1 protein-coding gene is annotated in these 13,962 nt (G+C 71.9%); it reads right to left on the bottom strand.

What is annotated here, in order from left to right; all coding sequences use genetic code 11:
- Nucleotides 1-13,943: amino acid adenylation domain-containing protein (locus tag ACFYXM_RS33200; RefSeq protein WP_389295074.1), on the bottom strand; the 13,943-nt coding region annotated here is incomplete at its 3' end.
- Nucleotides 13,944-13,962: the final 19 nt, after the last annotated feature.

Here is a 13,962-nt window from a genome sequence, read left to right as displayed (position 1 = left end):
GAACCGTCGGCCACCACATACGCGGCCAGACGCCTCACCCCCGGCCGATCCTCACGAGCGACAACAACGGCCCGGCCCACCTGCTCGTGCGCAACAAGAACACTCTCGATCTCACCCAGCTCGATCCGGAAACCACGCACCTTCACCTGGTCATCGCCACGACCCGCATACTCAAGCGACCCGTCCACAAGCCAACGCACCACATCACCCGTGCGATACAGCCGACCACCCTCACGGAACGGATCAGCGACAAAACGCTCCGCCGTCAGCCCCGGACGCTCGTGATAACCCCGCGCCAGACCACCCGCAAGATACAACTCACCCCACACACCCACCGGAACCGGACGAAGGAAGGCGTCGAGCACATACGTGCCCTTACCCGCCACATTCCTGCCGATCGGCACCATCGATCCGGCACTCTCCTCGTCCCGCTCCGAGAACCAGCCGGTCGCATAGACGGTCGCCTCGGTCGGACCATACAGATTCGCGACCGCCGCACCCGGCATCACCCGACCGATCCGCTCCCGCAGACTCGACGGAAACGCCTCCCCCGCCAAAACCACCAGACCCGCGTCCACCCGGGCGTCCTGCTCCAGCACCGCCGCGAACGCCGACGGCACCGCCGACACCAACGAACCCGACCACGACCCCCGCTCCGCCAGAGCCAGAACGTCCGGCACCACCTCCAACGTCCCACCCGCAGCCAGCGTCCCGAACAACTCGAACACCGACACATCAAAATTCAACGACGTCGAGAACAGCACACGCGAGAACCGACCGCTCCCGAGAGACACCGCCCACTCCACCAGCCCCGCCACCGACGCATGCGGAACCACCACACCCTTCGGACGACCCGTCGAACCCGACGTATAAATCACATACGCCGCCGACACCATCGACACCGACCCCACCGCCGGCAGCTCCGCCGACAGCATCTCCCCACCCATCAAAGCCGCATCGATCACCACACGCACATCACTGTCCGCACGCATGAACTCCAACCGGTCCGACGGATACTCCGGATCCAACGGCACATACGCACCACCCGCCCGCAACACCGCCAACACCGCCACCACCAAATCCACCGACCGCGGCAACGACACCCCCACCCGCGACTCCACACCCACACCCAACCCCACCAAATGCCCAGCCAGCACCTCCACCCGACGCCACAACACCTCATACGTCAACGACTCCCCACCACACACCACCGCAACCGCCCCAGGAACAGCCCCCACACGCCCCGCAACCAACTCCACCACCGAACGACCACCCACACCCACACCAGGACCCGCCCAGCCGAGCAGCACCTGCTCCAGCTCGTCCGCCTCCAGCATGCCGACGCGCGAGAGCGTGAGCCGGGGATCCGCGAGAAGCTGTTCGGCAAGCGTCAGCCAGTGGCGGCACAGCCGCTCGACCGTGGTCCGGTCGAACAGATCGGTGCTGAACTCGACGACTGCGACGAGGCCGCCGCCGTCGGTCTCCTGGAAGTGCAGGCCCAGCTCGAACTGAGCCGCCTCACGGGGCACCGCGTGCTCCGTCGCCTGAAGACCAGGAAGGCGGAATTCGCCGGGCGGGGTGTTCTGCAGGGACACGAAGGCCTGGACGAGCGGGGTGCGGGAGGTGTCGCGTTCGGGGGCCAGTTCCTCGATGAGCCGGCTGAACGGCACGTCCTGATGAGCGAACGCGTCCAGCACCGTGGACCGCACGTCGTCCAGGTACTCGCCGAAGGTCCGCGCGTCGTCGATCCGGGTACGCAGGACAAGGGTGTTGACGAAGAACCCTACGAGGTTCTCCAGCTCTGTGCGCTCACGACCCGAGACGGCTGTGCCGACCGCGATGTCCCGCTGGCCGCTGTAACGCGAAAGCAGCAACTGCGTCACCGCCGTCAGCCCCATGAACAGGCTCGCGCCGCGCTCCTGTCCCGCCGCCCTGAGCCGGTCGACGAGGCTCACCGGAACCTCGAACGTGTGCAGGGCGCCGGCCGAGGTACGCACGGCCGGACGCGGCCGGTCCGTCGGCAACTCCAACGGCTCCAGACCGGCCAGCTTCCCACGCCAGTGGTCGAGTTGACCATCGAGCGCGTCTCCTGCCAGATGCTCGCGCTGCCAGACCGCGAAGTCCGGGTACTGAACGCGCGGCTCCGGCAGAGCCGCTTCCTCGCCACGCACGGCTGCGGCGTACAGCGCGCTCAGCTCACGGGTGACCACGCCCATGGACCAGCCGTCGGTCACGATGTGGTGCATCGCGAGCACCAGCACGTGCTCACGCTCGGAGAGACGGACCAGCAGCACCCGGACCAGCGGGCCCGTGCGCAGATCGAAGGGTTTCGCCGCCTCGGCCGCGAGCGCCGCGTCCAGGTCTTCCGGAGCGCTGAGCGCCACGGTCCGCACCGGAACGTCGATGTCTTCGGGTGCGTGGACGGTCTGGACGCCGCGGCCGTCGACGGAGTCGAAGGTCGTACGCAGGGCCTCGTGCCGGGCGACGAGCCCGGCCACGGCCGCACGCAGCGCCGCAACGTCCAGGTCGCCCGTCAGGCGCAGGGCGCCGGTGATGTTGTACTCGACGCCCTCACGGTCGAAGTCGTGCAGGAACCAGAGGCGTTCCTGGGCAAAGGACAGCGGAAGCGGGCCGGTGCGCGGCACTGGGAGCACGCCGGCCTCGTCGGCCGGCTCGTCCAGGGCGATCTGCCCGGCGAGAGCCGCGACGGTGGGGTGATCGAAGAGTGCGCGCGGGGACAGGCCCGTGCCCAGGACGCCCCGAAGCCGGGAGACCACCTTCAGGCTGGAGATGGAGTCGCCGCCCAGGGCGAAGAAGTCGTCGTGAACGCCGACCTGTTCGACCCCGAGGACGTCCGCCCAAATGGCGGCCAGAGCGCGCTCGGCATCGGTGCGCGGCGCGACGTGCTCCTCCGCCGTTTCGTACTCGGGCGCGGGCAGGGCCTTTCGGTCCACCTTGCCGTTGACCGTCAGCGGCAACTCGTCCAGAACGACGAAGGCGGACGGCACCATGTACTCCGGCAGAACGGACGCGGCGTGCTCGCGCACCGCCACGATGTCCATGTCTCCCGCGACGGCCGGGACGAGGTAGGCGACCAGGCGCTTCACGCCCGGCCGGTCCTCCCGGACCTGGACCGACACCACTCCCACTGAAGAATGACGCGCGAGTACGGTTTCGATCTCGGCGACCTCGATCCGGAAGCCACGGATCTTGACCTGCCCGTCGCCACGGCCGAGGAAGTCGAGGCGGCCGTCCTCACGCCAGCGCACCACGTCACCCGTGCGATACAGCCGGCCACCGTCGCCGAACGGATCCGCGACGAACCTCTCCGACGTCAGATCCGCACGCCCGTCGTAGCCCCGGGCAAGACCGGCACCCCCGAGATAGAGCTCGCCGGCGATGCCCACACCGACCGGCCGCAGGGACGCATCCAGCACGTAGGCCCGGGTGTTGTTCATGGCCCGGCCCAACGGCACCGAACCACCGGACACGTCCTCCGGCGCCAGGGGGCCGGACACCGCGAAGGTCGTGGATTCCGTCGGACCGTAGCCGTTGACGAGAACCAGCTCGGGGCAGGATTCCAGCAGGCTTTGGGCAGCGGCAGCGGGAACCGCGTCGCCACCTGTCCAGAGCTCCCGAAGACCCGCGAAGCACGCAGGGTCCTCCTCCACGAGCACGCCGAACAGAGCCGCGGTCACCCACAGCCCCGTCACACCCGACGCCACGGCGTCCCGGACGGCCCGCGCGCTCAGTTCCGCCTCGGCCACCACGACCGTGCCGCCGTTCAGCAACGGCACCCACACCTCGTACGTCGCCGCGTCGAACGAATGCGGTGAATGGAACAGCACCGTCCCATGCCCACCCGAACCCCAACGGCTGTCCGCCGTCAGCGCCACGATGTCGCCATGGGTGACCGCCACGCCCTTCGGCACACCTGTCGACCCCGACGTGAACATCACGTACGCCAGAGACTGCGACGAGACTCGCGCCGAAACCACGACCGAACCAACCGGCGCCGCACCCACAGGAACCGCGGGCACCCCGCCGACCTCGGCAACGTCCCGATCCGTCACCACCACACAGCTGCCGGACTGGGCGAGCACCTGGCGGAGCCGGTCCTGGGGGTACGAGGCGTGCAACGGTACGTACACACAGCCGGCCTTCAGCACGGCCAGCATCGCCACCACCACGTCCACCGACCGCTCCAGCAGCAGCCCGATCCGCGCCTCGGCGACCACACCCCGCTCGACCAGCACACCGGCCAGCCGATCCGACGCCCCGTCCAACTCCGCATACGTCAGCGCGACATCACCGCACCGCACCGCCACCGCACCCGGATCCGAAGCCACCCGCTCCGCGAAGGCGGCCACGACCGAGGCATCGGCGGCGGCCGGACCACCGCCGTCGGACCACCGGTCCAGGACCTGCGTGCGCTCTCGCGAGGTGAGCAGTTCCAGGCGGCCGAGGCCGGTCTCGGCGTTCTCCAGCAGCGTCGTGATGACGTGCGCCAGCCGCTCCGCCATCAGCTCGGCCGTCTTCGTCTCGAGAAGCGCGGCATCGTAGGCGAGGGTCATGTCGAGCCGTTCGCCCACCGCCGCGGCGATCAGCGTCAGCGCGTAGTTCGTCGACTCGACCGCCTGGACGCCGCTGACCGACAGGCCATGCCCCTCGGCGGCGGCCGCGTCCACCGGGTAGTTCTCGAACACCACCAGGCTGTCGAACAGCGACACACCCGTGGGCAGATCCGTCTCGATGTCCGACAACGCCACGTACTCGTACTGCCGCGACTCCACCAGGTCCGACTGGACGCCCTCCAGCCACGACACCACCGACGCCGACGGATCCACCCGCACCCGCACGGGCACCGTGTTGATGAACAGGCCGAGGATGTCCTCCACGCCCGGCAGATCCGCCGGACGCCCCGACACCGTCGTCCCGAACACCACGTCAGCCGACGCAGCGGACACACCCGCGCACTGCGACAGCAGCAGCGCCCACGCGCCCTGCACCACCGCGTTCACCGTCAGACGATGCCGCCGCGCGAACGCGCCGACACCATCCGCCACCGCGGCATCCAGCACCACCGGCACCCGACCGCTCGACCGGCCCCGCTCCACTTCGCCGGGCAGACGGTCATACGGCAGCGCCGCCGGCTCCGTCACGCCCGCCAGCCGATCACGCCAGAACGCCCGACCCGCCACCACGTCCTGACCTGCCAGCCAGCGCACGTACTCGCCGAACGAACCCCGCGACACCTTCGCCGCGGTGCCGGCCTCGTCCGCATGGGCGGCCAGCACGTCCGGGACCAGCGCGGCCGTGCTCCACCCGTCCAGGAGCACGTGATGGAACGTCCACACGACCCGCACCGCGTCAGCCGACACCCGCGCCAATGTCACCCGCATCAAGGGCCCGGAAGCGAGGTCGATCCCCTGGGCCCGGTCGGTGTCCAGGAACTCGCGCAGCCGGGTCTCCTGCCCGGCGTCGTCGGCATCCGTCCAGTCGAGGAGGGTGATCGGAACCGTCACGTCGCGGTGGACGACCTGTACCGGTTCCGGCAGGCCCTCCCACGCCAGCGACACCCGCAGCGCGTCCGAACGCCCCGCGACCGTCTGCCACGCCCGTGCGAACCGCTCGACGTCCGTCACACCGTCGACCCGGAACACGAACTGCTCCAGATACGCCGGCGAGCCGGGCTCCGCCAACGCGTGGAACAGCATCCCCGCCTGCAACGGCGTCAGCGGATAGATGTCCTCCGCCCCACGACCGTCGCCGACGACACGATCCACCTCCGCCTGGCTCAACCTCACCAGCGGAAAGTCCGACGGAGTGCACCCACCCGCACCCTCGCCCTCGCAATGCGCCACGCACGCCACCAACTCCGCGGCGAACGCCTCCGCCAACCCCCGGACCGTCTCCTCACGATGCACATCGGCCGAATAGGCCCAGGAGAAGACGAGTCGGCCGTCCGCCAGACCGGCGGTGACGTCGATCAGGCTGGTGCGGCGCTCATCGGGGTTGTGCTCGCCGCCGGGGTTGAGGGCGGCGGAGCGGTACCAGCCGGGCTCCCCCGCCTCGGCGGCGCCGTCGGTGTTCGCCATGTCCAGGCGGCCGAGGTAGTTGAAGGTGATCTGCGGGTCGCCCTCGGCCAGGCCCTCCAGGCCACCGCCGAGGTGGCGCAGCGCGCCGTAACCGACGCCACGGTCCGGAACGGCCCGCAGCTGCTGCTTCACCGACTTCAGGTCACGACCCCACGCGTCGTCACCGTCCACGTCGTCGTCCGACAACCCCAGGGCCACCGGATACACCGACGTGAACCACCCCACCGTGCGCGTCAGATCCACACCCGCGAACAGCTCCTCACGACCGTGCCCCTCCAACGACACCGGAACCCGGTCATGCCCCGTCCACCCACGCAACACCCGCGCCAACGCCGTCAACAACACATCATTCGCCTGCGTCCGATACACCGCCGGCACCCGCTGAACCAACGCCTCCGTCTCCTCCACCGACAGCGAGCCCGACACGGAGCGGAGCGAACCGACCGTGTTCTCGACGGCGGAGCGTGCGTCGCACGCGTCGCCGGTCGCCGGGGGGAAGTCGCGCGGCAGATCGGGGTCCGCACCGTCCAGAACGGAGGTCCAGTAGGGACGCTGGTCGTCGAAACCGCCGTCGCGGGTGTGCGCGGCGAGGGTGTCGGCCCACTGACGCACGGAGGTGGTCTTCCGGCCCAGGTCGGGCGTGCGGCCCGCGGCGGCCTGCTCGTACGCCGAGCGCAGGTCGTCGAGGAGGATGCGCCAGGTCACGCCGTCCACCACCAGGTGGTGGGCCACGATCAGGAGCCGGGTGTGCCGCTCCCCGCCTCGTCGGCCCACGAGGAAGCGGACGAGGGGACCGTGCTCCAGGTCCAGGCTCGACTGGGCCTCGGCGGCCAGTTGGGACCAGGCGATGTCCTGGTCGGGCGCGGCGGTCAGGTCGTGCTCGGTGACGTGCCGGTCCGCTTCGGCGGTCTCCGTGATCGTGCCGGTCCAGCGGGAGGAGCCGTCGGCCGGCCGGGTGAACGTCGAGCGCAGCGCGTCGTGCTGGGACAGCACCGCCCGTACGGCCTCGCGGAGCGCCGCCGGGTCCGTCGCGGCGGGGAGTTCGAGGTCCATGGCCATGTTGAAGTGGCCGGGGGCGACGGTGTGGGTCTCGAAGAACCACTCGCGCACCGGGGTGGTGCCGACCTCGCCGGAGACGGGGCCCTGTTCGGCGGTCCCGCCGTCGGCGCTGCCCGCTCCGGGCGTGCCCGCGACGGCGGCGAGGGCTGCCACGGTCTGGCGGGCGAAGATGTCGCGGGAGGTCAGGTCGAGTCCGGCCTGGCGGGCGCGGGTGACGACCTGGATGCTGAGGATGGAGTCGCCGCCGAGGGCGAAGAAGTTGTCCTCCACTCCGACCCGTTCGACCCGGAGCACGTCGGCCCAGATCGCGCACAGCGCGCGCTCGGTGTCGGTGCGCGGGGCGACGTGTCCGCCGTCGCTCTCGGCCTCCGGGGCGGGCAGGGCACGGCGGTCGACCTTGCCGCTGGAGTTCACCGGGAGGGAGTCGAGCAGGACGAACACGGACGGCACCATGTACGCGGGGAGTTCGGTTGCGGCGTGCGCGCGCAGCGCCTCCGTGCCGACCGGCTCCGTCGCCGCGTCGGTTGTCACGTACGCCACGATCCGCTGGGTTCCCGGACGGTCCTCGCGGACCATGACGGCCGCCTGGCCGATCTGCGGATGGCGGGCGACGACGGTTTCGATCTCGCCCAGTTCGATGCGCAGGCCCCGCAGCTTGACCTGGTCGTCGGCGCGGCCCACGTACTCCAGCTGTCCGTCGGCCCGCCAGCGGGCCACGTCACCGGTGCGGTAGAGCCGGCCGCCGGTGCCGGACGGGTCGGCGACGAAACGCTCGGCGGTCAGCCCGGCCCTGCCGTGGTAGCCGCGGGCGAGGCCCGGGCCCGAGACGTACAGTTCACCGGCGACGCCCACTCCCACGGGGCGGAGCCAGGGGTCGAGGACGGCGACGTGCGCGTCGGCGACGGGTTCGCCGATCGGCGGGGCGCCCGTGCCCGGTGCGAGGGCGCCGCTCATCGAGGCGGCGATGGTCACCTCGGTGGGGCCGTACGCGTTCACCATGGTCCGGCCGGGCGCCCAGCGGGCGACCAGCTCCGGACCGCACGCCTCGCCGCCGGTGGCGACGACCCTGAGGTCCGGGAGATCGCCGGAGGGCATGGTGCCGAGGACGGTCGGCGGGATCAGGGTGTGGCTGATGCACCGGTCGCGGAAGACCCCGAACAGCGCGTCGCCCACGACGGGGCCCGGGACGTCCGGGACGACGAGGGCGGCGCCGCCGCCGAGGGCCATGAGCAGTTCCATGACGGAGGCGTCGAAGCCCGCGGACGCGAGCTGGACCACCCGTGCGTCGCGCCCGACCCGCAGCCGGTCCACCACGGCGGCGGCGAAGCCGGCGATGCCGCGGTGGGTGACGACGACGCCCTTGGGGCGGCCGGTGGAGCCCGAGGTGTAGATCATGTACGCCGCCGCGTCGACGCGGACTGGCAGGCCGTCGACGTCCACGCCGGCACCGTCGCCGATGACTTCCCGGCCCGGCTCCGACGCCCCCGGCACCGTCGTCCCGTCCAGGTGGACGACCGGCGCGCCGCTCTGCCGGAGGACGTCCCTGACCGTCCGTCCGTCCTCACTCGCCACGGCACCGGCCGCGGCCCCCGCACCGGCTCCCGCTTCCGCCTCCTCGGCGGCGCACAGCACCAGGCGGGCGTCGCAGTCCTGGAGGACGAATTCCAGTCGCTGGGCCGGCCACGAAAGGTCCACGGGCACGTACACGCCACCTGCGCGCATGACACCGAGCAGGCTGACGAGCCAGTCGGCGGAGCGGGGCACGGCGACGGCGACGCGCGCCTCGGCGCGTACGCCGCGTGCGGTCAGCAGCCTCGCGACGCGGGCGGAGGCGGCGTCGAGCTCGGCGTAGGTGAGGGTGGTGTCGCCGTGTTCGACGGCGACGGCGGTCGGGGCCTCGGCGGCGCGCGCGGTGAGCAGCTCGGGGAGCGTGAGCGGGGTCGTTCCGGAGCCGACGGTCGAGACGCCCCAGACGTCGGTGATGCGGCGCAGTTCGTCGTCGGCGAGGTGGTTCACGGTCGCCAGGGCGCGGTCCGGGGCGCCGCAGACGAGGCGGGCCAGGTCGAGCCACTGGCGGCAGAGTTGCTCCACCGTGGCGGCGTCGAACAGGTCGGTGCTGTACTCGGCGCCCGCCAGCAGGCGACCGTCCTGCTCGGCGAAGGAGAAGGTGAGGTCGAACTGCGCGGAGTTGCGCACCGATTCGACGGCTTCGGCGTGCAGGCCGGGGAGGTCGAAGGAGGAGCGCGGGGTGTTCTGCAGGACGATCATGGCCTGGACGAGCGGCGTGCGGGAGGTGTCGCGCTCGGGGGCCAGTTCCTCGATGAGCCGGCTGAACGGCACGTCCTGGTGCGCGAAGGCATCGAGGACCATGTCGCGGGTGCGGTCGAGGAGTTGGGCGAAGGTCTCGCTCTCGTCGATGCGATTGCGCAGGACGAGGGTGTTGACGAAGAAGCCGACGAGGTCTTCGACCTGGGGCGACTGCCGGCCGGAGACTCCGGTGCCGAGGGCGATGTCCGTCTGCCCGCTGTGACGGGCGAGCAGCAGCTGGGTGACGGCGGTGAGGGCCATGAACAGGCTCGCGCCGCGGTTCTGGCCGGCGCGGGCGAGTCGGGCGGCGAGGTCGGCGGGGACGTCGAAGGTGTGCAGGGCGCCGGCGGAGGTGCGTACGGCCGGGCGGGGCCGGTCGGTGGGCAGCTCCAGGGGCTCCAGGCCGTCGAGCCGTTCGTGCCAGTGGCGGAGCTGGTCGTCCAGGGCGTCCCCGGCCAGCTGCTCGCGCTGAGTGACGGCGAAGTCGGGGTATTGGACGGGGAGTTCGGGAAGTTCGGGACTCGTGCCGTGGACGGCGGCGGTGTAGAGGGCGCTGAGTTCGCGGGTGATGACGCCCATGGACCAGCCGTCGGTGACGATGTGGTGCATCGAGAGGACGAGGACGTGCTCCCGCTCGGAGAGCCGCGTCAGCAGCACGCGCAGCAGTGGGCCGGTCCGCAGGTCGAACGCGGTGGCGGCCTCCGCTGCGAGGACGGCGTCGAGTTCCTCGGGGGTGCCGACGCGCACGGTGCGGAGCGGGACGACGACATCCTCGGCGGGGTGGATGTGCTGGACGCCGCGTCCGCCGGCCGATCCGAAGGTGGTGCGCAGCGATTCGTGGCGGGCGACGAGGCCGTCCACGGCGGTGCGCAGGGCGGCCCGGTCGAGGTCGCCGGTGAGGCGGAGGGTGCCGGAGACGTTGTATTCGACGGATCCGGGGGCGAAGTCCTCCAGGAACCAGAGGCGTTCCTGCGCGTACGAGAGCGGCAGCGGGCCGGTCCTGGGGACGGGGACGATGCGCGGCTCGGGGCGGGCGGGGGCCGCGTCGTCGGTCCCGGCCGCGCTCGTGGCGGCCTCGACGGTGGCGGCGAGGTCGGCGAGGCGCGGGGTGTCGAACAGGTCGCGTACGGCGAGGGGGACGCCGAGGCGTTCGCGGACCCGGCTGACGACGCGGGTGGCGAGCAGGGAGTGGCCGCCGAGGGCGAAGAAGTCGTCGTCGACGCCGACGCGTTCGACGCCGAGAACCTCGCTCCACAGGTCGGCGAGGGATTCCTCCGTGGCGTTGCGGGGGGCGATGTATGCGGCGGTCTCGGCCCATTCCGGGGTGGGCAGGGCGCGGCGGTCGAGCTTTCCGCTGGAGGTGGTGGGCAGCCCTGCGAGGGTGACGAAGGCGGACGGGACCATGTAGTCGGGCAGTCCGCGGCGGACGAGGTCGCGCAGGGCGGCGGGGTCCGGGGCGGGCCGGCCGGGTGCGGGGACGAGGTACCCGGCGAGGCGCGCGACGCCGTTGTGGTCGTCGCGGACGACAACGGCGGCGTCGGCGACATCGGGGTGGCTGCGCAGGGCGGCGGTGATCTCGCCGGGTTCGATGCGGAATCCGCGGACCTTCACCTGGTCGTCGGCGCGGCCGAGGTGTTCGAGGGTGCCGTCGGCGGTCCAGCGGGCGAGGTCGCCGGTGCGGAAGAGCCGTCCGCCGTCGCCGGACGGGTCGGCGACAAAGCGTTCGGCGGTGAGGGCGGGGCGGCCGTCGTAGCCGCGGGCGAGGCCGGCCCCTGAGATGTACAGCTCGCCCGCGACGCCCTGCGGGACGGGGCGCAGCCGCTCGTCGAGGACGTGGGCGCCGTTGTTCCACAGCGGGGCGCCGATGCGGACGCCCGCCGGGTCGGTGGAGCCTTCGGCGGCGACGGTCTCGGCGACGCTGTCGGCGCTGATCTCGGAGGAGCCGTAGAGGTTGAGCAGGGTGGCGTGCGGCAGTCGCTCGGCGAAGCGGGAGACGAGGGCGCGGCTGAGGGGTTCGCCACTGCTGATCCAGCAGCGGCAGGTGGCGAGGGCGGCAGGGTCGGCCTCGTCGAGGAGGACGGAGAGCAGGCTGGGGACGAGGGTGAGGCGTTCGACGGCGTGCTCGGCGACGAGGGCGGCGAGGGCGAGGGGGTCCTTGGCCTGTTCGTCGGTGGCGAGGACGACGTGGCCGCCGTGGAGCAGGGTGCCGAGGATCTCGGTGGCGCTGTCGAGGAAGCCGATGGAGCTCTTGGCGCAGACGACGGAGGCCCGCCATCGGGGGTGGGTCTCGGCGAACCAGGCCCAGCGGCTGAGGAGTCCGGCGTGCAGGCCCTGGACGCCCTTGGGGCGGCCGGTGGAGCCGGAGGTGTAGATGACGTACGCGACGTTGTCGGGGCGCAGCGCGGCGACGGCTCCGGGAGCCGTGGTGGGGAGGGCCGCGATGCGCTCGGTCGTGACCGGTTCGTCCACGACGACCGTGGTGACGGGGCGGTCCGCGTCGGTGGCCGCGTCGGTGACGAGGGCGGTGAGGGACTGTTCGGTGACGGTGGTCCGTACGCGGCTCTCGCCGAGCATCCAGGAGACGCGGCCGACGGGCAGCGCCGGGTCGACGGGCAGGTAGGCGCCGCCTGCCTTGAGAACGGCGAGGGCGGCGACGACGAGGTCGGCGCGGCGTGTGAGGCAGACGGCGACGGGCTCCTCGGGGCGTACCCCGGAGGCGATCAGGTGGTGGGCCAGTCGGTTGGCGCGCTCGTCGAGTTCGCGGTAGGCGAGCGTGTGACCGCCGCTGGTGAGCGCGGGGGCGTCGGGGGTCCGGGCGGCCTGCTCGGCGAAGTGCGCGGGGATGACACCGTGGGCGGCCTCGGGGCGGGTGTCGCCGGCGCCGAGGGCGGTGACGGCGGCGCGTTCGTCCGCGTCGAGGAGGTCGTGCGCGGCGAGGGGGGCGTCGGGTGCGGCGGCGACGGCGCGGACGAGGGCGACGAAGTGGCGGCCGAGCCGTTCGACGGTGTCCGGTTCGAAGAGGTCGGCGTCGTACTCGACGGCGCAGTGCAGGCCGGGGCGCCCGGTCCCGCCCTCCTCGGGCGCGTCGGTGTCCTCGAACTCCTCGAATTCCCAGCTGATGTCGTACGGGGCCTGGCGGCGGACCAGGTTTCCGCGGGTGACGCGGAGTCCTTCGAACTCCGTGGACTCCGCCGGGGTGTTCTGGAGGACGACCATGGACTGGATGAGCGGGGTGCGGGAGGTGTCGCGCTCCGGTGCGAGGATCTCCACGAGCCGCTCGAAGGGGACGTCCTGGTGGTCGAACGCCTCCAGGACGGTTTCCCGGACGCCGTCGAGGTAGGTGGCGAAAGAGGCGTCGCGGTCGATTCCGGAGCGCAGGACGAGGATGTTGATGAAGAACCCGACGAGGTTTTCGACTTCGGCGCGTTCGCGTCCCGGGACGGCCGTGCCGACCGCGATGTCGTCCTGTCCGCTGTACCGGGCGAGCAGCAGTTGCACGAGGCCGGTGAGCGTGACGAAGAGGCTGGTGGAGCGGGTGCGGGAGAGGTCGTGGAGGGCTGCGGCGACGTCGGCGGGCAGCGTGAAGGTGTGAACCGCGCCGATGCCGCGGCGGACCGCCGGACGAGGGCGGTCGGTGGGCAGCGCGAGCGGTTCGAGGCCGGCGAGACGGTCGCGCCAGTACCCGAGGTGCCGGTCGAAGGACTTGTCGGCGTGGCGGGCGCGCTGCCAGGCGGCGTAGTCGGCGTACTGGACCGGGAGGGGCGGGAGCGCGGCGGACTCGCCGCGCAGCACGGCCGCGTAGCAGACGCGCAGTTCGCGGACCACGATCTCCATGGAGGCGCCGTCGGTGACGATGTGGTGCATCGCCAGGAGCAGCCGGTGCTCGTCGGCGCCCGTGCGGACCAGCAGGACCCGCAGCAGGGGGCCGGTGCGCAGGTCGTAGGGCTCGTCCATGGCGGCGGTGAACAGCCGGTCGCAGATGGCCTCCACGCCGAGGGCCGCCACCTCGGCGGCCTCGACTCCGAGCGACGCGGCGTCGGCGGTCTCGAAGCCGTCGGCCGGCCCGGCGTCGGCGGTCAGGTCGATGTGGCGGAAGGGTGTGCGGGAGACGGCTTCCCGGGCCGGGAGGACGATCTGCCGTGCGACGCCGTCCTCCGCCCCGAACACCGTCCGCAGCGCCTCGTGCCGGGTGATCAGGGAGTCCACGGCTCCGCGCAGCGCGGCCGGGTCGAGGGAGCCGGTCAGCCGCAGGGCGAGGCCGGAGTGGTTCTCGGTGGATTCGGGCTCGTACTCCCCCTGGAACCAGAGCCGTTGCTGCGCGAAGGAAAGCGGCAGCGGGCGGTCCTGCGAACGGTCGACAGGTTCGATGCCCGTGCGACGGGCGGAGCCGGCGCGTCCCGCGAGCCGCTGCCGCAGCTTCTCCCGCACGTGCTCCGGCAGCGAATCGATGCGGCCCTCACGCGACGACGCGGCGTCCATGGAAAGCTCCCTCACTCAC

This window comes from Streptomyces sp. NPDC002476 (assembly GCF_042889785.1).
Taxonomy (GTDB): domain Bacteria; phylum Actinomycetota; class Actinomycetes; order Streptomycetales; family Streptomycetaceae; genus Streptomyces.
Note: the sequence above shows the minus strand (reverse complement) of the source record. Positions and strands in the feature narration are given on the sequence as shown.